A 24,739-nucleotide genomic window follows, 5' to 3' on the forward strand; every position below is an offset into this window, starting at 1 on the left:
ATGTCCAAATCCGGACGGAAAGGGATGATCAGAGCGCCGCCAGAATTGCGTCCGCCATCTGGCGTGTCGTCAGGTCGCCGCCGAGATCGCGCGTGCGGGCGCCCCGGTCCAGCGCCTTGCCAACAGCCGCAAACAGCGTGTCGGCTGCCTTTTCCTTGCCGAGCGACCAGCGCAGCGCCATTTCCAGCGACAGGATCGCAGCGCAGGGGTTTGCAATTCCCTGGCCGGCAATGTCGGGCGCCGATCCGTGGACCGGCTCATAAAGCCCCGGCACACCCGGCGCGCCAAGCGAGGCCGATGGCAGCATGCCGATGGACCCTGTCAGCATCGCAGCCGCGTCGGAGAGAATATCGCCGAAGAGATTGTCCGCCAGGATCACGTCAAACTGTTTGGGCGCCCGGACGAGTTCCATGGCGCAAGCATCGGCATACATATGGGATAGCTCGACACCGCCGCCGAGTTCGGCATGGGCCAGCGTCACTTCCTGGCGCCAGAAGAGGCCCGATTCCATGACATTGGATTTTTCGACCGAGGTGACACGGGCATTGCGGCCGCGGGCAATTTCAAAGGCCACGCGCGCAACGCGCTCGATCTCCGGATGCGTGTAGACGGCCGTATCATAGCCCCGGCGCAGGCCACCCTGTTCGTCAATGCCGCGCGGCTGGCCGAAATAGACCCCGCCCGTCAGTTCCCGGACGATCATGATGTCGAGGCCCTCGACGCGGTCCTTCTTCAGGCTGGAGGCTTCCACCAGCGCCGGAAAACAGAAAGCCGGGCGAAGATTTGCAAAAACGTCCAGCCCCTTGCGCAAGGCAAGCAGGCCAGCCTCCGGGCGCTTGTCGCGCCCCACGCCGTTCCATTTAGGACCGCCCACAGCACCCAGCAGAACCGCGCTCGCCTTGCGGGCGCGTTCCAGCGTCTCATCGGTCAGCGGCGTGCCATGCGCATCGAAGCTGGCACCACCAACGAGGCCCTCTTCTATCTGCACATCAGGCACAAGCGCTTCAGCAATACGCCGCGCCTGAGCCACAACTTCGGGGCCAATACCGTCACCCGGCAGCAGAAGGAGGGTCTGTTTCATGGGAGATCAACGCCTGCAATGTTTCAACACTGCGGCGCGTCTTACTGCCAGACTACCGATTAATCAAAAAGAATTCGGCTCAACATTCTGTTTGGCGCCAGCAGTTGCGGCTTCGGCCTGAGCGGCTTGCTCCTGATCCCACTTTGCCCAAGCGGAAACCGTCCGGCATTCACGCTTGGCGATCTTCGAACCCGTGATGTCGAGCGAGCGGCACTCTCGCTCCTCATTTGCGGCCATGCCTTCTGGCGTACCGACGCAGGCAACCAGTGAGAGCATGGCGATGAGTGGCAAACTGCGCAGTGTAGAACGAACCATAATTCCCCGCTTTCTGTATATCGCAATTTCTAGAAAGCCCGATTGCGCAAGGCAACGAATAATTGTTGCCGCGCTCGTTTTATTATCTGGAAAATAATACCGGCCTCATCCGGATGCTGGATTGCCGGAATTTTCACCAGAAAGATGCCAGCTTCCGCTAAACGCCCGGTAGGGAAATATCAGCGCGCCCGCTCGAGCCAGGGCGTGGTCAGGCGCCGCTGCTCTTCGAACAGGTCAATCTGGGTGCCCGCGGTCAGCGAGGCGCCGATTTCATCAAGGCCGGCGATGAGATTCGACTTCCGGCCTGGATCAACGTCGAAGTGATGCACTTCGCCCGAGGGGGTCGTCACGGTCTGAGCTTGCAGATCCACCGAGAACACATGGTTCGGGCCACCCGCTTCCGCCGCGAGCTTTTCACAAACCTCTGCCGGAAGACGAACCGGAAGAATGCCGTTCTTGTAGCAGTTATTGTGGAAGATATCCGCAAAGGAGGGGGCAATGATGCAGGTGATGCCCTGATCGGCCAGCGCCCAGGGCGCATGCTCCCGCGAGGAGCCACAGCCAAAGTTTTCGCCTGCGATCAGGATGCTCGCCTTGGCATATTGCGGGCGATTCAGAACGAAATTCGGGTCTTCGGAGCCATCAGCGCGCGTTTTGAGCTCATAGAAGAGGCCCTTGGCCAGACCGGTGCGCTCGGTCGTCTTCAGGAACTGTTTCGGGATGATCATGTCTGTGTCGACATTGGACATGGGCTTGCCCTTGTCCATGAGCGGCGCGGCGGTTCCATCAAGGCGTGTGAACGGGGTCATGGGGAGAGCTTCTAAACCGTCTCATGGGCAATGAACAAGGTCGGCACATTCATAGTACCGTTGCGGATGGTGAAGACCCGGCTGCCGGGCTTGCGGCCCTTGCGGATCTCGGAAATGTCAAAGCCGCTGGCGGAGAGGCGCTTGTGCGCCGCTTCGATGTCTTTGACCGCCCAGGTCAGCCCCCAGAAGGTATCCGGGCGGGCGGTGTCCTCGGGCTCTGACAGGCGCCGGGCAATCTCGATTGTCAGCCCGCCCGTGCGGAAAAAGATCAGGCGCACACCCCAGTCTGGGTTGGTCCGGTCCATAGCCAGCCGCAGTCCGAGCTTTGCGCCATAGAAAGCGAGTGCCCGGTCCGGCGCTGCCGTGTTGACCACCGCGTGATCGAGCCCGTGGACCGCATCTGCCGCCGCCGGCGCCGATGAAAGCGCCCCCTCCCCCGGCTCGACAACGAAAACCTTGATGCCACCCGCTTTCTCATCAGGGACACGCAGGCTCTGCCAGCGGCGTTCCGCGCCGGTTTCGGCGTGTCTGGACTGTCCGGGCGTCATGGCGCCCGGCTCGAGCCCCCGGCGGATGAATGTCTCGCGGTCTGCCACCAGGCCGTCGCTGCCAAATGCGAGCGTGGTGAGCCCCGGCCCATTCGCCCCAATCAGCTCTGCCAGCCGCTGGCCCAGCGGGCCCTCTCCGGCCGGTGCCAGCAGTTCGAGCGAGGTGTTGCCGAGCCGGAACACCGCCGAGGCACCGCCCCCTTCCACATCCGCCCGCCAGTCTGCCTTGCGGCCGAGGAGCCGTTCATACACCGCCACACCGGAGACAATCTCCGGGCAGAGCAGAACCAGATGGTCGAGCCCGGTAATCACGGCGCTTTCACGCTGGCTTGCGGCAGGCAGTCCTGCGGACCCTTGAACCCAGCCAGATCTTCCACCCGGCCCATCCATTTGCGGACATTGCCGAACGCCTGCAGGTCGATCTGCGCCTGGCCGGCATAAGCCGCGATGCCATAGATATCGAGGTCAGCGATCGTTGCCCCGCCGCCCACCAGCCAGCTGCGCCCGGCGAGCAGGCCGTCGAGTTCCTTCAGTGCGCCGAGAGCCGATTGCAGGTTTGCCGCCTGAACCTCCTCCGGAAATTTGAAGAAGCCCAGCTTCACCGCCCGCGTGCGATAAATGCCAGTGGCAAGCGGGCCCGCGCCCCAGAACTGCCATTCCCGCGCACGCAGGCGCTCTGACCGGTCCTTGCCGCCGAACTGGCCGGTTTCATCGGCGAGGTAATCAAGGATCACCGAAGACTGGGAAAGGCAGATGTCCTTCTCATGATCTTCCAGCACCGGCACCTGACCATAGCGGTTCTTCACCAGGAAGGCGTCGGCCTTGTGCGCGCCGGCCCGCAGATCGACATGTTCGTAGTCATGCGGAGTGTTCGTCAGGCGCAGCATCAGGCCGACTTTGTAGGTCGGCCCCGAAGGCCACATTCCATGCAGGGTAAATCGGGCCATTGGTTTCCTCAGATCGTTCCTCTGCGGTCCTTATTCACCATGCACAGGCAGATGGCGAGGCCTGACGTAAGGGGGCGCCGGTGCGGTGCCCGCCGGCCAACGAACTGTTGGTAATTTTAAGTTGTCAACTGATGTTCCTCAGGATTTACTCCTCAAGGTTGCGATTCGGGTTGAAAACGTTGGCGAAAATTTCCAGCTTCCTCCCCAGATCTGCGGACTGGCCTGCATTGGGCTTATTCGCAGCATGTCTCGTCGCAGCGCTTATGGACCGATTGCGGCCGCACTCCGCCGTCATCGATATCGATGACACACTGAGGCGGTTGCAGATCGAAGACCTTCTCGCCGACAATGACTGGCACGACCGGATATTGCCGTTCGTCACACCGGGTGCACCCTATGAATCGCCCTGGTCCCGGCTGGTTGACGCGCCATACGTCCTGCTGACGCGACTATTCGAACTAGGGATGCCACGCGAACAGGCCCTGGACCTTGCAAGCCTTGTCTGGCCGCCAATATTGCTGGCGCCGCTTATCTGGCTTTCCTGCGGCGCGGCGCAGCGACTGTTAGGCCGGTCGCTGAACGCACTAGATGCCGCGCTAGTCGGCTTATTCCTGATCCAGGCCGCGGTGGAGTTCGCGCCGGGACGGATCGACCACCATAATTTCCAGATCCTGCTTCTTGCCCTTTTTATCCGGGGCCTGACGATTGAAAATCCCCAGGCCTCGGGGCTGGTTATGGCTGGCGCGGCCACGCTCTCGATCACGGTTGGATTGGAAGCCGTTCCGATGCTGATCATCGGTTTGACAGGCGTGGCGATTGCCGCAGTCTTCAAGCAGCCAGGCGCGGAAACGCGCATGCAATCTGCCGGAATTGGCCTCGCAGTCTTTGCGCCTCTGGCCGCACTCATATTCGCAGGTCCTTCCGACTTCATACAAACGCACTGCGATGCGATTTCTGCGCCCTGGATCTTAGCCCTGGCCGGTGCAGGGTTGATCCTCACGGGCGCGCGAGCTGCGTGGCAACTCGCCGGAACCGGCTCCGCTTTGCCAAGGGTTGCATTGCTGGCCGCCGCTTTAACTGTTCTGATGATCCTGCTCTGGAACGTATTTCCAGACTGCCGATCAGGCCCGCTTCATATGATCGATCCGGTCACACAAAGCTTCTGGCTGGACAATGTTCCGCAAGACGCGCCGGCACACACCCTTGTGCCCCAACCAGCGGGCCTGCCGCTTGCCGTCCTGCTCGCAGCGGCGATCGCGATCTGCGGCCCGTGCGCCGCTGCGGGCCTGCGTGACTGGCAGCAGGGCAGGCCAGAGACGATCATTTTCGTCGCCATCGTCGCGGCGGGTATCGTGATGAGCCTTTTCGCCATCCGATACATGCGCATCACCTTCTTCCTTGCCGCTCTCGCAACGCCGTTGGCGGTCAGCACGCTCCTCCAGCGATCTGCCGAGGGCGAAGGCGGGCGGCGCCGGTGGACAGCTGCGGCACTCGCCGGTAGCGCAGCTTTCTTCGTCGCAGGCTTTGCCCTGCCCCGCGGACCGCATGCCGAGGTGAGTGCCAGCTATCACCTCTTCCGGTATGATAGCTGTGCCGGCGAAGACTTTTCAGCGCTGCATCGCCTCGCGCCAGGCGTGATCATGGCGCCATTCGGCCTCCATTACGCGATCATCGAAGCAGAGACCCCTCACACGCTTTCGACCATTTCCTTCTATCGCTCAGCGCCGGGAATCCGGAAGCTTGCAACGGCCTTCACCACCGAAGAGCCAGCCGAACTGCGCGCGGCGCTGGCAGGCGTCGACTATGTTGTTGTTTGCAGCAGCAATACAGCGGTGCCACTCGACGATATGCCGCTCCTGCGTGACCTGCGCCGCGGCCAGCCCCCGACAGGGCTTGAGCAAATCGCCCGAAGCACTCCCTCGCGGGTCACGATCTACCGGATAGACCATGATCGCGTCGGCGGCACTCCCGGCTGAGGATCAAACGCCTTCGAACAGCGATGTAGACAGATACCGCTCGGCAAAGCTCGCCAGGATCACCACGATGGTCTTGCCTGCCATCTCCGGGCGCTGGCCGATGCGGACGGCTGCGGCCGCCGCTGCACCGGACGAGATCCCGCCCGGAATACCCTCGATCTTGGCGAGCTTGCGGGCGGTGGCCAAGGCGTCTTCGTTCGACACTTTGACGATCTCGTCGATCAGGCTCGTGTCGGCATTGCCTGGCACAAAGCCCGCGCCGATGCCCTGGATCATGTGCGGGCCGGGCTGGCCACCCGAGAGTACGGGCGAGGCTTCCGGCTCGATGGCGAACATCTTCAGGCTGGGCTTGCGCGGCTTCAGGACACGGCCGGCACCGGTAAACGTCCCGCCCGTGCCAATGCCCGAAACGATGGCATCAACCGCGCCCGCCGTGTCAGCCCAGATTTCTTCGGCTGTGGTCTTTTCGTGGATGGCGGGATTGGCCGGATTGTCAAACTGGCTGGGGCTGACCGCGCCGGGGATTTCGGCCAGCAGTTCCTTGGCGCGCGCGATGGCGCCGCCCATTCCCTTCTCTTTCGGGGTGAGCACCAGCTCTGCGCCCAAATAAGCGAGCATCTTGCGCCGCTCGATCGACATAGATTCTGGCATGGTGAGGATGAGACGATAGCCCCGCGCGGCCGCCACGAATGCGAGACCAATACCGGTATTGCCGGAGGTTGGTTCAATCAGCACGCCGCCGGGTTTCAGCTTGCCCTCAGCCTCCAGGCCAAGCACCATGGCAAGGCCGATCCGATCTTTCACGCTGGCGAGCGGATTGAAGAATTCGAGCTTGAACAGGAGATCGGCGCCGACGCCTTCTGCCTTGGCGAACTTCTCGGCGCGGACCAGCGGCGTGGAGCCCACCGTCTCCAGGATTGAGCCATAGACCCGTCCGCGCGGGCCATCCAGCGTTACGCCGCCGTCGAGCTTTACAGTATCGGTCATGACTTTCTCCCTTCAGATCTTTTCTGAAGGGAGAATATCGGGCCGCGCAGCCGCAATAGCAACCGAGGCAGCGTTTAGCAGACCTAAACCCTGCTCAGCAGGTGGCGCAGCTGCCCCCAACGGACTCCAGAAGACGCGCGTCCTTGTCCATCGCGGGATTGGCGGTGGTCAGCAGGCGGTCGCCCACGAAGATCGAGTTGGCGCCGGCGAGGATGCAGAGCGCCTGGCCTTCCGGGCTCATGGTTTCGCGGCCTGCGGAAAGGCGTACCCAGCTTTTCGGGAACACGATGCGGCAGACAGCGATGGCCCGGGCGAGTTCCAGCGTGTCGAGCTCTTCGCTGTTTGCCAGCGGTGTGCCTTCGATCGGCACCAGCTTGTTGACCGGCACGCTTTCCGGATGCGGGCTAAGCAGGGAGAGCTCATGGATCAGGCCGACCCGGTCAGAGCGCGACTCGCCCATGCCGAGAATGCCGCCGCAGCAGAGCTTGATACCCGCCTGACGGGCACGGCCCAACGTCTCGATGCGGTCATCAAACGTCCGTGTCGTGACGACGGTGCTGTAATATTCGCGCGAGGTGTCGAGGTTGTGGTTGTAATAGTCGAGGCCCGCTTCCTTAAGCGCTTCGGCCTGGCCTTCTTCGAGCATGCCGAGCGTGACGCAGGTTTCGAGGCCTTCTGCCTTCACGGCGGAAATCATCTCGGCCACTTTCGGCAGGTCGCGATCCTTCAGCGAGCGCCAGGCGGCGCCCATGCAGAAACGGTCCGCGCCATTTGCCTTGGCGCGGCGGGCCGCATCGACCACCTCTTCCACCGGCATCAGCTTTTCAGCCTTGAGGCCCGTCTTGAAGCTGGCCGACTGGCTGCAATAGCCGCAATTCTCGGCGCAGCCGCCGGTCTTGATCGACAAGAGCTGCGATTTCTGCACCTTCCCATCCGGCCAGTTGGCGGCCTTGACCGCAAGGGCGCGCGCAAACAGCTGATCAAGCGGCAGATCATACAGCGCTGCGATTTCCTCGCGGGTCCAGTTCTGACGGGGGGTAAGGTCAGCAGAAGTCATGAGGTGATTTCCTGATCAGTTAACGGATTATCCGAGTACGCCGTTGATGGCGGCGCGGGCGGCCAGCATGGGGCTCATCAGGTGGGTGCGCCCACCCCTGCCCTGCCGGCCTTCGAAATTGCGGTTGGATGTGGAGGCGCAGCGCTCACCGGGAGAGAGAATGTCCGGGTTCATGCCAAGGCACATGGAACAGCCCGGCTCCCGCCATTCAAAGCCGGCCTCCATCAGAATAATGTCGAGCCCTTCAGCTTCGGCTTGGGCGCGCACGAGGCCAGAGCCCGGCACGACCATGGCGCGCACGCCCGGCGCCACCTTGTTGCCCCTGGCAACTTCGGCGGCCGCGCGCAGGTCTTCGATCCGGCTGTTGGTGCACGAACCGATGAACACGCGCTGCACCGGCGTCCCGGCAATCGGCTTGCCGCCTTCAAGGCCCATATATTCCAGCGCCCGCTCGCAGGCGGCGCGCTTGACCGGATCGGCAAAATCTTCCGGCTTCGGAATAAGGCCGGAGAGCGGAATGCCCTGTTCCGGGCTGGTGCCCCAGGTCACGGTCGGCTCAACCTCTTCGCCCTTGATGCGGATCACCGTATCGAACACGGCGCCTTCATCGGTGAACAGCGTGCGCCAGTATTTCTCGGCCACTTCCCAGGCGCCGCCCTTGGGCGAGGACGGGCGGCCTTTCATGTATTCGAACGTCACCTCATCGGGCGCGATGAGACCTGCGCGGGCACCGCCCTCGATGGAAAGGTTGCAGAGCGTCATGCGGCCTTCCATCGACAGCGCGCGGACAGCCTCGCCGCGATATTCGATCACATGGCCTGTGCCGCCGGCCGTGCCGGTGATGGCGATGACGTGCAGGGCAAGATCCTTGGCCGTCACCCCGTCGCGCAGGCGGCCGGAGACGTCCACCACCATATTCTTCATCTTGCGCGCGCGCAGGGTCTGCGTGGCCAGCACATGTTCGACTTCCGAGGTGCCGATGCCATGGGCCAGCGCGCCGAAGGCGCCATGGGTGGAGGTATGGCTGTCACCGCACACGATGGTCATGCCCGGTTGAGTACGCCCCTGCTCCGGGCCGACGACATGGACGATGCCGTTATTGATGTCACCCATCGGGAAAAATTCGATGCCGTATTCGGCCACGTTGCGCGTCAGCGTTTCCAGCTGGTTGCGCGCTTCGGGGTCTTTCACACCGGCAAGGCCGAGGGCCTGATTCTCGGTCGGAGTGTTGTGATCGGCAACCGCCAGCGTCAGTTCCGGCCGGCGCACCTTGCGGCCCGCAGATTTGAGACCTGCGAACGCCTGAGGTGTCGTCACCTCATGAATGAGGTGAAGGTCGATATAGAGAAGGCTCTCCCCCGATTGCGCGTCGGTGTGGACGACATGGGCATCCCAGATTTTGTCGTAGAGTGTCTTAGGGGACATTTCGGCCTCTCACTTTCGCGGCGCACAATAACGCTGAAGTGCACATAGGGAAGACTTGCCCATGCGAAAACGCCCTCCGCGAAGGGAGGGCGTTTCACATAGCTGATATGTTTCAGCCAGAAGCTTACGCTTCACCGCCCTCGGCGGGAGCTTCAGCGGCGGCCGCTGCTGCAGCTGCTTCGGCAGCGGCGGCATCAGCCTTGGCCTTGTCGGCGCGGGCCTGGGCAGCAGCTTCCTTGCGGTTTGCCTTTTCGGCATCTTTCTGGCGGCGGCGCTCGGTTTTCGAGACAGCAACTTCCTGCACTTCGATGCCGTGGCCTGTGGTGCGCTCGGCGATACGGGCACCTTTGCCGCGCAGGTCACGCAGATAGTAGAGCTTCGCGCGGCGCACGCGGCCTTTGCGGAGCACTTCGATCGAGTCGATCAGCGGCGAAACCAGCGGGAAAACGCGCTCAACGCCCTCACCGAAGGAAATCTTGCGGACCGTGAAGCTCTCATTGATGCCACCGCCAGAGCGGGCAATGCACACGCCTTCATAGCGCTGAACGCGCTCACGGTCGCCTTCCTTGATCTTCACGTTCACGGCGAGGGTATCGCCGGGCGAGAATTGCGGGATTTTCTTGTCGCCGAGGACACGGGCCATTTCGGCGGTCTCAAGCTCTTTAATCAGGTTCATCGCCAGTCTCCGGCGCATTAGAGGTCGGGGTTTCGGAGTAAGCGGCGTATAAATCGGGGCGGCGCTCAAAAGTCAACGCCTTTGAGCGGCTGATTCGCCACTCTTCTATACGCCTGTGGTCGCCGGACAGCAAAACTTCCGGTGTCTTGTGGCCTTCCCACTCTCTGGGGAGGGTATATTGGGGATATTCGAGGAGGCCATTCTCGAAAGATTCCCCTGTAATTGAAGCAGAATTTCCCGCCACACCGGGGAGGAGACGGATCGCCGCCTCCAGCATGGCCATTGCGGCAACATCCCCGCCCGCCAGAACGAAATCTCCGAGGGACACTTCCTGCATATCCCGCGCTTCTATGGCGCGTTCGTCCAGACCCTCAAACCGGCCGCAGAAAAGGATGACACCCGGCCCGGCGGCCCAATCGCGGGCCATTTTCTGGTCAAACCGGCGTCCACGCGGGGACAAATAGATGACAGGCCGGGACACTGGCTGGACCGTTTCGGACAATTCCGGACAATTCCGGACACTATCGACCGCTGCGGCGGCCACATCCGGACGCAAAACCAGCCCTGCCCCGCCCCCGGCGGGCGTGTCATCCACTTTGCGGTGCTTGCCGAGACCGAACTGGCGCAGATCGACCGTTTCCAGATCCCAGATGCCTTCGGCGCGCGCGCGTCCGAGGATCGAAGCGCCGAGCGGCCCCGGCCAGGCTTCCGGGATGAGGGTGATGGCAGTGGCCTTGAACATGGACGCCCCTTTAGCGCGGGGCGGCGCTCACGTCACCCGCTCGCTGGTTCAGGGTCCACATCCGGCGCCTTCGCATTCAGCGGCACATTGCCTCCGCCATTGCCGAACATCAGTTCGCGGCCTGCAAAGGTGCCGCCGGTGAGCTGGAGGGCGAAGCGTTCCTCGTCGCGGCGGCGGACTTCTTCGATGGCGTCGGTGATCGCGTCTTCGGGCTCTCCGAGACGGCCCAGCGCAGCATGGGCGAATTTGAGGGCGGATTCGAAGGTTTCGCGGACGGGATAGTCTGCCCCTGCCCGGACAAGCTGGAGGCCATGATCGCGGTCATAAGCGCGCGCCAGGAGGAGCGCGCCGGGAAATTCGTGGCGGACGAGCTCCACAATCTTGGTGGCGGCGGCCTGATCATCGACGCAGACGAGAATGAGGCTGGCATGGTGGGCGCCGGCGGCGTGGAGAATGTCGAGCCGGGCGCCATCGCCATACCAGACCTTGAAGCCAAAATCGGCGGCTGCCCGGATCATGTCCGGGTCATTATCAATGAGGGTGATGGTGTAGCCACGCGCCAGCAGCGGCTGGCTGACCACCTGGCCGAAGCGGCCAAAGCCGATCAGCAGGGCGGTGCCGCGCGCGTCATGCGGGGTTTCAACGCCCGAAGCATCGACCTCGACTTCCGGCATCAGCCGGTCATGGACCAGAACGAACAGCGGCGTCATCAGCATCGACACGATAATGATGGCCGTGAGCATGGCGCTGCCTTCCGGATCAATGATGCCCACCGCGAGGGCGGCGGCATAGAGAACGAAGGCAAACTCCCCGCCCTGGGTCATCAGCACGGTGCGTTCGATAGCTTCCCGGTGGCCGGCCTTGAACAGGCGGGCGACGCCGTAGACGCCGGCGGCCTTCAGCAGGGTGAAAGCCACCACGCTGATGGCGATGACCTGCCAGTTGGCCGCGACCACATTGAGATCCAGCGACATACCGACGGCGAGGAAGAAGAGGCCGAGCAGGACGCCCCGGAAGGGCTCGATATCGGCCTCAAGCTCGTGCCGGTAAGACGATTCTGACAGCAGCACACCGGCCAGGAAGGCGCCCATGGCGGTGGAGAGACCGCCAAGCTGCATCCACCAGGCCGCGCCCAGGACCAGAAGCAGCGAAGCGGCGGTCATCACTTCGCGGGCGCGGGCTGCCGCCAGCACGCGGAAGATCGGGTTCAGCAGATAGCGCCCGGCCAGAACGAGGCCGAGAATACAGCCAAGGCCGATGACAACGCCCATGAAACGGTCTGCAAGCGTCACCTCTTCCCCACCCGGCGCGAGGAAGGCGACGAGCGCCAGAAGCGGCACGATGGCGAGATCCTCAAACAGCAGGATGGAAACCATCTTCTGGCCGCGCGGCTTGGCGAGGTCTCCCCGCTCCTGCAACATCTGCATCACGATGGCAGTGGAGGTGAGGACAAAACCCGTGCCGGCGATCAGCGAGGTCTGCGCGGAATAGCCAAGCGCCATCCCGACCCAGGACAAGAGCAGGATACAGAGGCCGACCTGGGCAAAGCCGAGACCGAAGATTTCCTTGCGCATGGACCAGAGACGGGAGGGCTGCATCTCCAGCCCCACGATAAAGAGGAACATCACCACGCCGAGTTCGGCGACATGCAGGATGGCCGTCGGCTCGGTGAATACACGGAAGCCGAAGGGGCCGATCACGAGGCCGGCGGCAAGATATCCGAGCACGGACCCGAAGCCGATGCGCTTGAACAGGGGCACGGCCAGCACGGCAGACCCGAGCAAAATGACGACCGGGGCGAGATCCACCGCATGAGCGGCGTGCGTTTCAGTAGCCATCTGGTTCCCCTTGCGGTCAGCCTGATGCTCAGTTTTAGAGGGATTGGCGGCAGGCGCAACGATTGGCTGGCCCGGTGGCCTGCCCGCGCAGCATGGGTGGCAGGCGCCCCGATTTGCGGCTATGAGGCGGGGTCTCCACAAGGCCGACCCATGAGCACAGCGCCTCAGCTTACCGTCCTGATCCCCTTCTTCAATGAAGCCGGCAACATCCATCCGGTGATCGATGAGGTGCATTCGGCCCTTGCCGGGATCGATTTCGAGATTGTTTGCGTCAATGATTGCTCAGCCGACGCGACCGGGGCGGAACTGGCCGAAGCCAGGGCACGCCATCCGGGCACGGTAACCGTGCTGACCCATGTGCAGCGCCGGGGGAAATCGGCCGCGCTGTTTACCGGCCTCAAATCCGCGCGCGGAGAATGGGTGCAACTACTAGACGGGGACGGGCAGAACGACCCGGCTGACACAGCCCGCCTGTGGCGCGAGATCATTGCGCCGGGCGCGCCGCCGCGCCTCGGCATCATTGCCGGCAAACGCAACAGCCGGAATGATTCAGGCTTCAAATGGGTGCAATCGCGCATCGCCAATGGCGTGCGCCGGTTTGTGCTTCAGGATGATGCCAAGGATACCGGCTGCGGCTGGAAACTGATCCGCACCTCAGCGTTCAGAGACCTGCCCTTCTTTGCCTCGATGCACCGTTTCCTCCCTGCCCTGATCAAACGGGCCGGATGGGAGGTGCGCGAGGAGCTGGTGAACGACCGCCCGCGCCTGGCCGGGCAATCCAAATACGGATTCCTCGGCCGTCTGGGCGCTGGCATATTCGACCTGATCGGCATGTTCTGGCTGATCCGGCGCGGCGGCTATGGCATCGCCGCCGAGTGGAATGATCCGCGCGCGAACGGTTAGTCCTGATCGCGGCGCGGGCCGTCGCTGCTGGAGATACCGCCACCCCGGCCTTCTCCGCCACGGCCACCCCGTTCAATGCGCGGAGGCGGCGCAGGCCGGGATACCGCTGTCGGCGGAGGAGCCGGGGGCGGTGAGACTGACGGCGCAGGGGCAGGCGTAGGGCTGCCACCGCGCCGGCCACCGTCTCCACGCCAGCCGCTATCACCCCCGCCGCCACGGCGGGGTGTATCGGCAACCGGGCGGGCGCCGCCACCACCGGGCGCGCCCAGAAGGGCGCCATCGCCGCCAGGCCTGCTGCCTTCGCCGCGCGCGCCGCCGCGATCCGGACGGCCGGAAGGGGCCGAAGGGCTGACCACCGGGGGCGAGGGCGGCGCTGCCGACCCCGCATCGCGGTTGCCGCGCCAGTCGCCTCTTGCGTCTCCGCGGCCCCCGCCACCGCTATCACCGCGCGGGCCTCTGTCATCCCGGGGCGGCGTTACAATGGCAGCGCCGCCATCGCGGACGCCGCCGCTTCTGCCCCTGTCGCCGCGACGGGGATCTGTGGGGATTGTGCCAGCATCGGGGCGCGGGGACCGTCCAGGCCCTGTCCGCGGACCGTCAGTCCTGGGAGTACCTGCGCGAGGACCATCTCTGCGGGACCCGTCCGTACGCGGTCCATCGCTACGCCATCCGTCACGGCCGCCTCGATCCCGGTCCCAGCCATCCCTGCCGCCGCCCGGCCCCTTTCCGGGATCTCCACGCCAGTCCGGCTTGCGGCGCCAGTCGTCCCTGTGGCCTCTGCGGTCCCAGTATTTGTGGCTCTTGCCCCAATGGGTTTTCCAGTAGGTGTTGATAATGACTGGGCGCGGATGAACGCGGTAGGTGTAGGACACATAACGCGGGCCACCGACGGGGCGCCAGGCAAAGCCATAGGGATCATACCCCCAGCGCGGATCATAATAGCCAAAGCGCCAATAGTCGGGCGAATAGCCGTAATGCTGGACACTTATGCGGACCGTGCTGGAATAGCCGTAATTCCAGGTGTCGTAGCCATAGGACTGGTTGTGCGCGTAGCGGATGTAGCCGTTATTGTCGCGTGTAAACATGAGACCATGCTGGGCCTCGGTATATTCGAAGATCGGGCGGATGGAGGAGACGCGGCCGTTAAGGTCAAACCAGCCGAGATCGGGAACGTCTTCGCGGATGAATACGCAGCGGCCGGTGAAGTCTGCATGCTCACAAAGTTCCCACTGCCCGGCCAGAACCGCGACCGAGCGGGGGCGGTCGTTGAAGGCAAGGTCGTGCAGGGAGCCGAAGGGGTCGAAGGCTTCGCGCACATCGCCCTGGAAATTCTGGGAGGAGAACAGCGCGATGGCCGCCGGGGGCTGATAGTCATCATAATAGCCATCCTGCGCAAGCGCCGGGAGGGCAGCAGCCGCCGGAAGCGACAAGACGAGCGCGAAATACCGGATCGAGACCCGCATGAGGGCTCCTTTCGTCCATTACGCCCTCAGAATGACACGGGCCGCCTGAATGGCCCGCAACAAACTGCAACATAACTGCAATCTGCTGTTACAAGCTCAGGCGTCTTCGTCCGGGTTTGCCCAGAGGGAGAGCTCCGGGATGACGATGCGCCTGGCAGCCATGTCGATGACCGGCACATCGGCGCGGGTGAACGGGACATAGACGGTGGCCGGGGCGCCGGGGATCTCGATCTCGAGAAGATCATCCGAGCCGAAATTCTGCACCGCGCGGACACGGCCCTCCGGCGTGTCGCCGACAGTATAGACGGGCATGCCGATCAGATCTTCAAAGTAGAACTCGTCTTCATCGGCTTCTGGCAGGCGGTCGCGGGAGACATGAACGAGACAGCCGCGCAGCGCGTCCCATTCTTCCTTCTGCAGGTTTTCCTTCGGACGCACGATGAAATGGTCCTTGCCGGGCCGGGCCGATAGCGGCGTCACCAGCACCTTGCCCGCCTCGTCCATCAGGGGGCCATAGGTGAAGAGGGCGTCCGGGTCGGCGGTGAAGCTTTTCACCCGCACCTCGCCCCGAACGCCATGGGCGCCCTTCAGGACGCCCATGGGAATAAGTCTGTCAGTCTTTATTTTTGCGCTCATGCGCGCTTGTTAGCGGCAAACCACGTCGGAGAGAACGGGGCCAGGTGCTTTATAGACCGCTTCCTGGAAGCCCATGCTCTGGCAGAAGCGGGTGGCGGCGCCGGAGCCGTCATTGATGCGGCGGCCATTGGTGGTCGGCGTGGGGAAAAACACCGTCTGCTCGCCCTGGAAACCGCCGCGCGTATCCTGCACCGGGCCGGTGACCGGCGGGATGGGGCGGCGCCACGGGCCTTCCCGGCGCACATCATAGCGGCGGAAAGAGGTGATCTTGTCGTTGAGGCCAATCGAGGAGAGGTTCCCGGTGGACGCATCCAGCAGTTCGCACTGGCCGCGATAATCGGCATGTTCGCAGACAAGCCAGTCGCCCCGGGTGATCATGATGGAGCTGGCCGTGTCGTTGAACCGGTACTGAGAGAGGTCTGCCACGCCCTCGTCAAAGCCAACAAAGGCGCCGCCATAATTGCCATCGGCAAAAAGGGCGATGTCATAGCTGCGGGGGCCTTTGTCATAGGGCACGCGCTTGGCCGAGGAGATGGCGCCGGAGAGGCCGATCTCCCCGAGATTGCGCACCGGGCGATCGATATACTCGCAGCGGCCTTTGTAATTGCCGTCGGCGCAGACCATCCAGACGCCGCCGCGCACGTCGATGCTGCGGGCCTTGTCGTTGAAGCGGAGGAGGTTGAAGTTCGGCTGGTCGCCAGTGAGCTCCACCGCTTCACCGCGCAGGTTCGTATCCGAATAGAGCGTGATACCCGGCGGGCCGGAGGGGGCGCCGCCGCCGCGCTGGGCAAAAGCCACGGGGCTGATCGCGGCGGCGGCAAGGCCGGCGGCCAGAAGCAGGCGGGAAAAGGCGGTCGTGAACATGAAGCCAGGCTCCTTTTGATCTTCGGGCCCAGACTTCGCATGGATGATCTGAACAGTCTGTGCAACCGGCGTTGGCCGGCGTTCAGATCAGCACAAAAGAAAAGACCGGCGCCCCAGAGGGACACCGGTCGTTTCAGGAGATGGCTCGCGCCAGAAAGGCTTAGCCTTCGCTGGTTTCCTCGGCCGGGGCCTCAGCAGCAGCGGCGCGGGCAGCGGCTTTCTCGGCACGCTCTTTCGCGCGCTCCTGGGCTTTCTTGCCAGGCTCGGCTTTCTTCGGGTTGTTGCCGGCGGTCCATTTGGCGACCGGCTTGCCGTCAACTTCGACTTTCGAGAGGAAGCGGGCGACGCGGTCGGTCGGCTGGGCGCCTTTCTTGATCCAGTCGGCAGCTTTCTCGGCATCGACCTTCACGCGGTCCGGGGAGTCTTTGGCGATACGCGGATCATAGGTGCCGATCTTTTCGATGAAGCGGCCATCACGCGGGGCGCGCGCGTCGGCAACGACGATCGAATAGAAGGGGCGTTTTTTCGAGCCGCCACGGGCGAGCCGGATTTTGAGTGACATGGGGATCTCCTGTAAGTCTTGTCTCTCGGGGTTTCTTATTCGGCCTCTTGGCCGCGGATCTGCTCATGATGGCGGATGACTTCCGCCACGATGAAATTGAGGAATTTTTCGGCAAAGGCCGGATCAAGCCCGGATTCATTTGCCAGACGGCGCAGGCGCTCGATCTGCTGGGCCTCGCGGGATTTGTCCGCAGGCGGCATATTGTAGAGCGCCTTCAGCTTGCCAACCTGCTGGGTCAGCTTGAAGCGCTCAGCGAGCGTGTGGATGAGGATCGAATCCATATTGTCGATGGACGCGCGCAGCTGGCCGAGCTGGAACTGGGCGAGGGCCTGATCAGGATTTGTCATTTCAAGATTTTCCAAGTCCAACTGAGCCGGCAGATCATGTTCAGGATAGCTGCTCCCAAAGTTACCCAGGCGAGCGACGCACCAATAGCAATCGGGTTAAGAGTTGCAGCATCACGAAGCAGAAAGTGAATGCCGCCGATAACAAATGCCAGCCAAAGTCCGATGGCGATCATGCCCAGGAGATTACGTCCCAGCCGTTCCTCGCAACCACAACAAACTCCGCCATAGATCGACGTTGCTGCTGAGCAGTTTGGACAGGTAAATGTTTCAGCCCAGAGCTTCATTTCTTTTTCGAGGCCCCTGGAAGACCGGGGAGGCCACTGCCGGGCAGGCCCGGAAGGCCATTGCCGCTGAGGCCGGGAAGACCGCCGGGGGGCAGCGCGCCGCCGCCCATTTTCGCAAGATCAGACGTGGAGATGCCCGCCTGCTGCGCCATGCCGAGCAGGTTTTTCATGCCGCCCTTGGTGCGCATCTTCTTCATCATGGTGGCCATCTGAAGGTGCATCTTCAGCAGCTTGTTGACATCTGACACTTCAACCCCGGCGCCGGCGGCAATCCGCTTGCGGCGGGACGCATTGAGGATGGCCGGCTTGCGGCGCTCCTCGCGCGTCATCGAATAAATGATCGCCTCCTGACGTTTCAGGATACGGTCATCGACATTGGCGCTCGCCATCGCTTCCTTGGCTTTGCGCACGCCGGGCATCATGCCCATGATGCCGCCGAGGCCGCCCATACGCTGCATCTGGCGCAATTGTTCAGCCAGGTCTTCAAGATCGAACTCGCCCTTCTTGAGCTTGGCCGCCATACGCTCGGCCTTCTCGGCGTCGTAATGTTCGGCGGCTTTTTCGACGAGGCTGACAATATCGCCCTGGCCGAGGATGCGGCCCGCAACGCGCTTGGCATCGAAGGCGTCGAGCCCATCAAGCTTTTCACCAACGCCGAGGAATTTGATCGGCAGGCCGGTGACCGCGCGCATCGACAGCGCGGCGCCGCCCCGGCCATCGCCGTCCATCCGTGTCAGGACGAGGCCGGTCAGCGGCAGGCGCTCGTGAAAGCGGCGGGCGGTTTCCACCGCGTCCTGGCCGGTGAGCGCATCGGCCACGAGCAGCACTTCAGACGGGTTTGCGATGGCGGCAATCTCTGCCGCCTCGGCCATCATCTGCTCGTCAATCGAGGTGCGGCCAGCGGTATCGAGGATCAGGACATCATAGCCCCCGATCTTGGCAGCCTGCATGGCGCGGCGGGCAATGTCTGCGGGCAACTGGCCCGGAATGATCGGCAGGGAGCTGACCGTTTCGCCCGCCTGCTTTGCCAGGATCGCGAGCTGTTCCATGGCCGCCGGGCGGCGCACGTCGAGCGAGGCGAGGAGGACTTTCTTCTTGCCGCGATCAGCCAGGCGCTTGGCGATCTTGCCGGTGGTGGTGGTTTTACCCGAGCCCTGAAGGCCCGCCATCATCACCACGGCCGGAGGGGTATCAACGCGCAGGTGGCTTTCCTGCTCATCGGCGCCGAGCATGTCGACCAGGGCGTCATAGACGATCTTGATGACCTGCTGGCCCGGCTTCACCGAGCGGATAACCTCTTCGCCAACGGCGCGGGTTTTTACCTTTTCGACGAATTCCTTGACGACAGGCAGGGCCACATCGGCCTCAAGCAGGGCAACGCGGATTTCGCGCAGGGCTTCGCTGACGTCCTTGTCGGACAGCGCGCCACGGCCCGTCAGGCCGTCGAAAATACTGCCAAGGCGTTCGCTCAGTGCATCGAACAAGGTAGGCTCCTATTGCTATTCAAAAGACCATCCGCAAGTTTCCGCGAGCGGTTCTGCAGCGGTACGCAGCCCGGAAACATCGAATACCGCAGTCACAGGATTTTCGCCGTAGGGAGTCGTTTGAACAACTAGCTCATTCTCTTTCGAGATTCTTTTGATCCATTCTCCTGCCCAGCCCGGAGCAAAAGTGGCTTTGCTGTCGGTAGAAACAGACCACTTGTTGGTCTCTGCTTTCGCAGAGCCTATGCGAGTGGTTACATATTTGTATTCCGAATAAACGTTCGAACTATCATCGCCGAGATAGTCATTCCAATTGATATAAAGCTCAGTTTCATTCGACTTACATCGAGCAATGAGCGTAATGCTATTACCATAACTGGACCTCCCAGACGTTGAGGTTGTCGAAATTATAACTGTCCGGGTGTCGTCCAGAGGATTTGTAGTATCGGATACGGTCCAGTTTTTAGAAGGCCGTCTAACGGTCGTGTTTGTTTCAGTGGTGAACTTATGCTTCGCAGCGAGCGCGTCGTAACAGGAAATCCGTGAAACAACGTTTGATTTCGAAGCGCATTCTTTCAGGTCTTTGTCAGGTACTGTCTGCGCCGTTGCCGAAAACGTGGAAATCCCGAAAGTCGCAACAGCAATAGTAACAAGCCCGGAAAACTTCATAACTGGTCCTTTCTCACCAATACAATCCAAGATTGCTACTTACCTACAAACTCCAACCGAGCAAAACGCAAAAGCCCCGCTGAGCGAAACTTCGCCGGGCGGGGGGCCCCGCTGGCCTCCCGTTCCTTCTATATAGGAACATGTGCCGGTCAGGGCGCGCTTATGGACTGCGCGGAATTTGGGGCGCCTAAAGCACGGGGTAATCCACAGGTCAAGCTTCGGCAGCCTCCAGGGCCTCCACATGCTGGCGGAGGCTGGCGATCGTGCGGTCTATTTCCGGGCCGATCAGGGAGAAAGCCGCCACATCGGCCCAGAGGCCATTGGCCGTGCGCATATAGTGGCGCAGCGTGCCTTCCCGGGCTGCGCCAAAGCGTTCCACCGACGCGATGGCCTCCTTGTTGGCCACATTCACCAGAAATTCGATGCGCTGGAAGCGGCAATCCTTTGCCCGCTGCATCAGGGCAAGGGATGTCGCTGCCGAGACGAGGCCGCCGCGCATTTCCGGCGGTTGCCAGCGGTATCCGATCCGCAGGCGCCGGTGCAGGCGGGCGATGTTCATATAGGAAACCACACCGGCAAACGCGCCGTCGGTGGTCCGCGTGATGGCGAAGGGCACCATCCGGCCTTCCCGGGCGTCCTGCAGGGTCTGGTCAAAATAGGCATTGAAACTGGTGCCGGTATCCATCAGCGGCATCCAGTTCCACATCGCTTCGATGGCGCCTGAGGCCGCAAGGATTTCCCGGTGCGCCTGCGTGACAGGGTCCAGGCGCACATTTGCCACCACCAATCCGGGCGCATCGAGCTTCATGGCATTCATTATGCCCTAAGCGGCGCCCACCGGCAAAAGAAAGCCAAAAAAGAAACGGGCCGGAATAACCGGCCCGTTCCTGCATATCTGCGCGGAGGGCCTGCGCCCTGTCCTGACTATTCCGCCGCTTTCGGGAAAAGCTGGCGGGAGAGATAAGTGTATTCCAACGCCGAGCGTTTGGCACGGGCCGTCTGGTCGGCCGCCGCGGCGTGGCCGCCGTCCATGTTTTCGAAATAGAGGAAAGGCAGGCCTGCCTCTTCAAAACGCTTGGCCATCTTGCGGGCATGGCCCGGATGCACCCGGTCGTCCTTCGTCGAGGTGACGAAGAAGGGCGTGGGGTAAGGCTTCGACGCATCGAAATTCTGGTAGGGCGAGATGGTTTCGAGGAAGGCGCGTTCCTCCGGCACATCCGGAGAGCCATATTCATCCACCCAGGAGGCGCCCGCCAGCAGGAGATGGTAGCGCAGCATGTCGAGCAGCGGCACCTGCACGACAACCGCGTTCCAGAGATCCGGGCGCTGATTGAGCATCACGCCCATCAAGAGGCCGCCATTGGAGCCGCCCATGATGCCGAGATGTTCGGGGCTGGTAATCTTCCGTTCAATGAGATCTTCGCCGACGGCGATGAAGTCGTCATAGATGCGCTGACGGTTCTGTTTCAGGCCCGCCTGGTGCCAGTTGGGGCCAAATTCGCCGCCACCCCGGATATTGGCGAGGACATACGCCCCGCCCTCTTCCAGCCAGAGACGGCCGCTGACCGGGCTGTAGCCCGGCGTCATCGACACCTGGAAACCGCCATAGCCATAGAGCAGCGTCGGCGTCGTGCCATCAAGCGGCATGTTTTCGCGGTGAATGATGAAATAGGGCACGCGGGTGCCGTCTTTCGAGGTGGCGAAGAACTGCTCCACCTTGAGGCCGGTGGCATCAAACTTGGCGGGGAGGGATTTCAGCGGCGTGACAGCGCCGCTGGTGACATCATAATTCAGCAGTGAGCTGGGCGTGAGGAAATCCTCATAGTTGAGGAAGACGGCGGTTTCATCCTCATCGGCGAAGGCGATACCGACCTGACCTGTGCCGGGGAGTTCCACCGGCGATGTGGCCCATCCGCCAGCCGACGGCTCGATGCGCAGCACCTTGCCCACGACATTGTCGCTGATGGAGAGAAGCGCCGCGCCCTTGGCGATGGCCACGCCATTGACCGCCTGGGCTTCCGACGGGCGGAAAGCGAGCGTGACCGGCGGCAGGGAGCGGGTTTCGAGGAACGCGCCGAGTTCGAAAGAGAGAAGGTCTCCGGCTTTGAAGGCTTCCTGGCCTTCAGGCGTCCAGTCCTGCTCGATGGTGAAAAGGAACTGGCCCTTATAGATGCCATTGGGCGTGGCTTTCAGCGGCAGCGGCCAGCGGACACCCTCGGTCTCCCCTTCCGGGAACCAGAAATACTTCTGGGTAAAGAAGGTTTCCGATTGCACGGCGCCCTGCAGGACACGGCCATCTTCCAGTTTCATCGTCATCGGCCAGACGCCGACATCGGTTTCCTTGCCGCGGAAAAGTTCAACCGCCTCTTCCACCGGCGTGCCGCGCTGCCAGCGTTTGACGATGGAGGGATAGCCCGATTCCGTCAGCGTGCCTTCGCCCCAGTCCGTGGCGATCAGCAGCGTATCGGGCCCGGCCCAGGCGAGGCCCTGCTTGGCTTCAGCGGTGACGAAGCCGCCCTCGACGAACTGCTTGGTTGCCAGATTGAATTCGCGGTTGATCACCGCGTCCTTGCCGCCATCCGACAGCGAGACCAGGCAGCGCCATTCCCCGCCCGGCGCCGGGCGCAGGCAGTTGGCGCCCTTGTAGACCCAGTTGGCGCCTTCATCGGCGGACAGCTTGTCGAAATCGACAATCGTTTCCCAGGCGGGGGTTTCGGTGGCGTAGCTGGCCAGAGGCGTGCGGCGCCAGAGGCCGCGGACGTTTTTTTCATCCTGCCAGAAATTATAGACATAGCCGTCGCGCACGCTGCCATAGGGGATGCGCTCGGACGAGTTGAGCACTTCAAGGGCCTCCGCCTCAAACCCGGCATAGCGCGGATCGGCCTGAAGCTCGGCCAGCGTCCGCTCATTCTGCGCGGTCACCCAGGCAAGCGCCTCTGCGCCCTCAACCTCTTCCAGCCAGAGATGGGAGGTTTCATCAAAGGGAACAGCGGCGGGGGAAGTGTCAGCGGTCAAATTGGTCTCCGATGGGGTGCCTGAAGCACAGGCGGCAAGAAGCAAGGCGCTCAGCGACACGAAAATGGTGCGCATGAATTCTCCTATTTCTGAAGTCTATGGACCGGCAGCCCGGGCATATGAATGCCCCCGGATCCTCTCAAGATATAAAGTTTGATACCGGCAGGGAGAAAGCTGTGCAACCGGCTTCGCAACCTCGTGAAGCCCGCTCAAGGCAGACGCTCCAGCACGATGCTTTCCAGAATGATGGCGCGCGACCCTTCCGGAACTGCCGGGCGGATGGCGATGTAATCGACCCCCTGCTCACCCTGAAGCGGGGGCACATCATATTCAAAGCTGACCTCTGTGAAGCCCTGCCCCAGATCAAGCGTCTGCCAGCCGGAATCCCCCAAGCGGCCGGCCGAATAATTCATCTCGACCTGGCTGGCGCCCCTGACATCTGCGGGGCGGACACGCGCGGTCACGCGAATGCGCCGCCCCGCGAACTGCATCTCCACATCTGCAGCGATCCGGAAATGCGGGTTGAGTTCAGGGGCGGCAACCAACTCATCTGCAGCGCCTTCGATATGAAGGAAATAGGTGCCCCGGTCCCGGATCAGCTGGGCAGTGGCGTCATTGCCCTGCACGATCTTGTTGAGATAGGTGTCATCAATCACGATGCGCGAATAGTTCAAGCCATCCCCGGCCACAGCGCCTGTGGGCAGACGGCCAATGCCCGGCTGGATCGCCAGGAGAACCATCAACACGGTCAGCAGCGCCGCGAGGGGGAAGAAAATCTTGTCGCGCATCGGCGCTCCTGCATTGCCTGCCGAATGCCGGTCAGGCGCTGGCCAATCTGTCAGGCTCCTGTTAGCAGGTGGACGCAGATATTGGCGAGCCAATTGCAGCGTTAGTCCGGGGGGAAGGCAACACCTTATGTCTGTATCGGCGCTTCAGAGGCGGGCCCGTGAGGCCAGAAGCTGGCTGTTTGACAGCTGCTTCCCGCTTTGGGCGGATCACGGCGTAAATGAAGCCGGCCTCTTCCCCGAAGCGCTGACGACGTCTCTGGATGATGCGACGCTCGATACCACGCGCGTGCGGGTGCAGGCCCGGCAGACCTATGTTTTCGCCGAAGCCTGGCGGATGGGCTGGAAGCGCGACACGGCCGCCCGGCTGGTGAATGCCGGCGTGGCAACGCTGGCCGGCCCGGCCCTCAATGCGCAAGGGCTGACAGGGCGGGCGCTTTCCTACACCACCGGCCAGCTGACCGACCCGGCCTTCGATCTTTACGATACCGCCTTTACACTGTTTGCCCTGGCAGAAGCGGCGCGCGGCCCCGGCCCTGCAGAGCCCGCGCTGGCCGCAGCCAATGGCATCCTCGCCCACCTGGAGCGGGCAGCGCGCGACCGGGTGAATGGCGGATACGCCGAAGCCCTGCCCCCACCGGCCCAGCGGCAGCAGAACCCGCACATGCACCTGCTGGAAGCGTGCCTGTCGCTGCACGCACTCCAGCCAGACGGGGGCCATCTGGCCCGGGCCGATGAGCTGGCCGGACTGTTCGAAACGAGATTCACCGCCGGGGATCAGGGGCTGCTGGGCGAATTCTTCGCGCCGGACTGGTCGCCCCTGCCCGGCGACGCCAGCCGGATTGTGGAGCCCGGCCATCAGTTCGAATGGGTGTGGCTGCTGCATGCCTATGCCCGCGCGCGGGGAGAGGCGGTCTCTGCATCTGCCGAGCGCCTCTACGCCTACGCGCTGACCACCCTGGACGTGGAGGGACGGGCGATCCAGACGGCGGCGCGCGGCGGCGCACCGGTAGACGCTTCGCGCCGCACCTGGCCGCAGACCGAAGCCCTCAAAGCCCACCTTGCCATGCTGGAAGCCCGGCGAGACGAACGCTACGCCGCGGCCGCCTGCCGCAGCTTTGACATCCTGATGGACGAATATCTCACCGAAGATGGCGGCTGGATCGACCATTTCGGCGCTGACGGGGCCATCCTTTCTTCCAACATGCCTGCCTCCACCGGCTATCATGTGGTGCTCGCCTTTGCAGAGCTGATCCGCGTGATGGGCGCTTGATATTCGGGCAATTTACAGGAAAGAGAGCGGCCAAACCCGGCAGCCTTGAGCCA

The 24,739-nt window shown here is 62.7% G+C and carries 25 protein-coding genes; 3 read left to right on the forward strand and 22 right to left on the reverse strand.

From position 1 onward, the window contains the following. Positions 1 to 28: 28 nt before the first annotated feature. The 5 genes from leuB to ACQKI2_RS02230 all read right to left on the reverse strand — a co-directional run bounded on the left by leuB (position 29) and on the right by ACQKI2_RS02230 (position 3,700). Positions 29 to 1,081, reverse strand: coding sequence for a 3-isopropylmalate dehydrogenase (gene leuB / locus ACQKI2_RS02210; protein ID WP_427378103.1), 1,053 nt, complete (start codon positions 1,079 to 1,081; stop codon positions 29 to 31). Positions 1,082 to 1,144: 63 nt separating this feature from the next. After that, the gene (locus tag ACQKI2_RS02215; protein ID WP_427378104.1) at positions 1,145 to 1,396 is read right to left on the reverse strand and encodes a hypothetical protein; all 252 of its coding nucleotides are present in this window, start codon (positions 1,394 to 1,396) and stop codon (positions 1,145 to 1,147) included. Between the two features lie 179 nt (positions 1,397 to 1,575). Continuing rightward, a complete protein-coding gene (gene leuD / locus ACQKI2_RS02220; protein ID WP_427378105.1) occupies positions 1,576 to 2,205 on the reverse strand; it encodes a 3-isopropylmalate dehydratase small subunit in 630 nt (209 codons plus the stop codon). Between the two features lie 11 nt (positions 2,206 to 2,216). After that, complete coding sequence (locus ACQKI2_RS02225) at positions 2,217 to 3,065, reverse strand: VOC family protein (protein WP_427378106.1); 849 nt, start codon at positions 3,063 to 3,065, stop codon at positions 2,217 to 2,219. Next, positions 3,062 to 3,700, reverse strand: coding sequence for a glutathione S-transferase family protein (locus ACQKI2_RS02230; protein ID WP_427378107.1), 639 nt, complete (start codon positions 3,698 to 3,700; stop codon positions 3,062 to 3,064). Before ACQKI2_RS02230 ends, ACQKI2_RS02225 begins: the two co-directional genes overlap by 4 nt. A 263-nt stretch (positions 3,701 to 3,963) precedes the next feature. On the opposite strand from ACQKI2_RS02230, the gene ACQKI2_RS02235 reads away from it, so the two are divergent. Continuing rightward, positions 3,964 to 5,676, forward strand: a complete 1,713-nt coding sequence (locus ACQKI2_RS02235) for a hypothetical protein (protein ID WP_427378108.1) — start codon at positions 3,964 to 3,966, stop codon at positions 5,674 to 5,676. A 3-nt stretch (positions 5,677 to 5,679) separates the two neighbouring features. Here the strand turns inward: ACQKI2_RS02235 and cysK are convergent, their stop codons facing one another. The 6 genes from cysK to ACQKI2_RS02265 form a co-directional block, all read right to left on the reverse strand. Further along, the gene (gene cysK / locus ACQKI2_RS02240; RefSeq protein WP_427378109.1) at positions 5,680 to 6,663 is read right to left on the reverse strand and encodes a cysteine synthase A; all 984 of its coding nucleotides are present in this window, start codon (positions 6,661 to 6,663) and stop codon (positions 5,680 to 5,682) included. A 94-nt stretch (positions 6,664 to 6,757) separates the two neighbouring features. Continuing rightward, entirely contained in the window at positions 6,758 to 7,720 is a 963-nt protein-coding gene (bioB, locus tag ACQKI2_RS02245) for a biotin synthase BioB (RefSeq protein ID WP_427378110.1), read from the reverse strand. A 27-nt stretch (positions 7,721 to 7,747) separates the two neighbouring features. Then, positions 7,748 to 9,145 carry a 3-isopropylmalate dehydratase large subunit gene (gene leuC, locus ACQKI2_RS02250; protein WP_427378111.1) on the reverse strand — a complete coding sequence of 466 codons (1,398 nt, stop codon included), beginning with the start codon at positions 9,143 to 9,145 and terminating at the stop codon, positions 7,748 to 7,750. Between the two features lie 124 nt (positions 9,146 to 9,269). Continuing rightward, entirely contained in the window at positions 9,270 to 9,821 is a 552-nt protein-coding gene (gene rplS / locus ACQKI2_RS02255; protein WP_427378112.1) for a 50S ribosomal protein L19, read from the reverse strand. Continuing rightward, positions 9,808 to 10,563 carry a tRNA (guanosine(37)-N1)-methyltransferase TrmD gene (trmD, locus tag ACQKI2_RS02260; protein ID WP_427378113.1) on the reverse strand — a complete coding sequence of 252 codons (756 nt, stop codon included), beginning with the start codon at positions 10,561 to 10,563 and terminating at the stop codon, positions 9,808 to 9,810. Before trmD ends, rplS begins: the two co-directional genes overlap by 14 nt. Before the next feature lie 32 nt (positions 10,564 to 10,595). Further along, positions 10,596 to 12,401, reverse strand: a complete 1,806-nt coding sequence (locus ACQKI2_RS02265) for a monovalent cation:proton antiporter-2 (CPA2) family protein (protein ID WP_427378114.1) — start codon at positions 12,399 to 12,401, stop codon at positions 10,596 to 10,598. Between the two features lie 150 nt (positions 12,402 to 12,551). Here ACQKI2_RS02265 and ACQKI2_RS02270 point away from each other — a divergent pair, with 150 nt between their 5' ends. After that, the gene (locus tag ACQKI2_RS02270; protein WP_427378115.1) at positions 12,552 to 13,304 is read left to right on the forward strand and encodes a glycosyltransferase family 2 protein; all 753 of its coding nucleotides are present in this window, start codon (positions 12,552 to 12,554) and stop codon (positions 13,302 to 13,304) included. On the opposite strand, the gene ACQKI2_RS02275 is transcribed toward ACQKI2_RS02270, so the two are convergent. From ACQKI2_RS02275 to ACQKI2_RS02325, 11 genes are all read right to left on the reverse strand, one after another. Beyond that, a complete protein-coding gene (locus tag ACQKI2_RS02275; protein WP_427378116.1) occupies positions 13,301 to 14,767 on the reverse strand; it encodes a beta/gamma crystallin-related protein in 1,467 nt (488 codons plus the stop codon). The two genes, ACQKI2_RS02270 and ACQKI2_RS02275, sit on opposite strands and share 4 nt — an antisense overlap. Positions 14,768 to 14,863: 96 nt before the next feature. Continuing rightward, positions 14,864 to 15,367 (reverse strand): ribosome maturation factor RimM, encoded by a 504-nt coding sequence (rimM, locus tag ACQKI2_RS02280; protein ID WP_427378117.1) that lies wholly within the window; start codon positions 15,365 to 15,367, stop codon positions 14,864 to 14,866. A gap of 45 nt (positions 15,368 to 15,412) precedes the next feature. Next, positions 15,413 to 16,267, reverse strand: a complete 855-nt coding sequence (locus tag ACQKI2_RS02285; protein WP_427378118.1) for a beta/gamma crystallin-related protein — start codon at positions 16,265 to 16,267, stop codon at positions 15,413 to 15,415. Between the two features lie 160 nt (positions 16,268 to 16,427). Next, positions 16,428 to 16,829 carry a 30S ribosomal protein S16 gene (rpsP, locus tag ACQKI2_RS02290; RefSeq protein ID WP_203235488.1) on the reverse strand — a complete coding sequence of 134 codons (402 nt, stop codon included), beginning with the start codon at positions 16,827 to 16,829 and terminating at the stop codon, positions 16,428 to 16,430. 35 nt (positions 16,830 to 16,864) lie between these two features. Then, positions 16,865 to 17,176 (reverse strand): chorismate mutase, encoded by a 312-nt coding sequence (locus ACQKI2_RS02295; protein ID WP_427378119.1) that lies wholly within the window; start codon positions 17,174 to 17,176, stop codon positions 16,865 to 16,867. Beyond that, positions 17,173 to 17,460 carry a hypothetical protein gene (locus ACQKI2_RS02300; RefSeq protein ID WP_427378120.1) on the reverse strand — a complete coding sequence of 96 codons (288 nt, stop codon included), beginning with the start codon at positions 17,458 to 17,460 and terminating at the stop codon, positions 17,173 to 17,175. The genes ACQKI2_RS02295 and ACQKI2_RS02300 overlap by 4 nt, the downstream gene beginning before the upstream one ends. Beyond that, positions 17,457 to 18,944: a signal recognition particle protein gene (gene ffh / locus ACQKI2_RS02305; RefSeq protein WP_427378121.1), complete on the reverse strand. Its 1,488-nt coding sequence runs from the start codon at positions 18,942 to 18,944 to the stop codon at positions 17,457 to 17,459. The genes ACQKI2_RS02300 and ffh overlap by 4 nt, the downstream gene beginning before the upstream one ends. A 15-nt stretch (positions 18,945 to 18,959) precedes the next feature. After that, complete coding sequence (locus ACQKI2_RS02310) at positions 18,960 to 19,613, reverse strand: type VI secretion system-associated protein TagO (RefSeq protein ID WP_427378122.1); 654 nt, start codon at positions 19,611 to 19,613, stop codon at positions 18,960 to 18,962. A gap of 211 nt (positions 19,614 to 19,824) precedes the next feature. Further along, a complete protein-coding gene (locus ACQKI2_RS02315; protein ID WP_427378123.1) occupies positions 19,825 to 20,421 on the reverse strand; it encodes a GNAT family N-acetyltransferase in 597 nt (198 codons plus the stop codon). Positions 20,422 to 20,537: 116 nt separating this feature from the next. Further along, positions 20,538 to 22,703: a prolyl oligopeptidase family serine peptidase gene (locus ACQKI2_RS02320; RefSeq protein WP_427378124.1), complete on the reverse strand. Its 2,166-nt coding sequence runs from the start codon at positions 22,701 to 22,703 to the stop codon at positions 20,538 to 20,540. A gap of 134 nt (positions 22,704 to 22,837) precedes the next feature. Then, positions 22,838 to 23,416: a hypothetical protein gene (locus ACQKI2_RS02325; RefSeq protein ID WP_427378125.1), complete on the reverse strand. Its 579-nt coding sequence runs from the start codon at positions 23,414 to 23,416 to the stop codon at positions 22,838 to 22,840. Positions 23,417 to 23,543: 127 nt separating this feature from the next. On the opposite strand from ACQKI2_RS02325, the gene ACQKI2_RS02330 reads away from it, so the two are divergent. Next, positions 23,544 to 24,686, forward strand: coding sequence for an AGE family epimerase/isomerase (locus ACQKI2_RS02330; protein ID WP_427378126.1), 1,143 nt, complete (start codon positions 23,544 to 23,546; stop codon positions 24,684 to 24,686). Positions 24,687 to 24,739: the final 53 nt, after the last annotated feature.

Source organism: Hyphomonas sp. NPDC076881 (assembly GCF_050269995.1).
Taxonomy (GTDB): Bacteria; Pseudomonadota; Alphaproteobacteria; order Caulobacterales; family Hyphomonadaceae; genus Hyphomonas.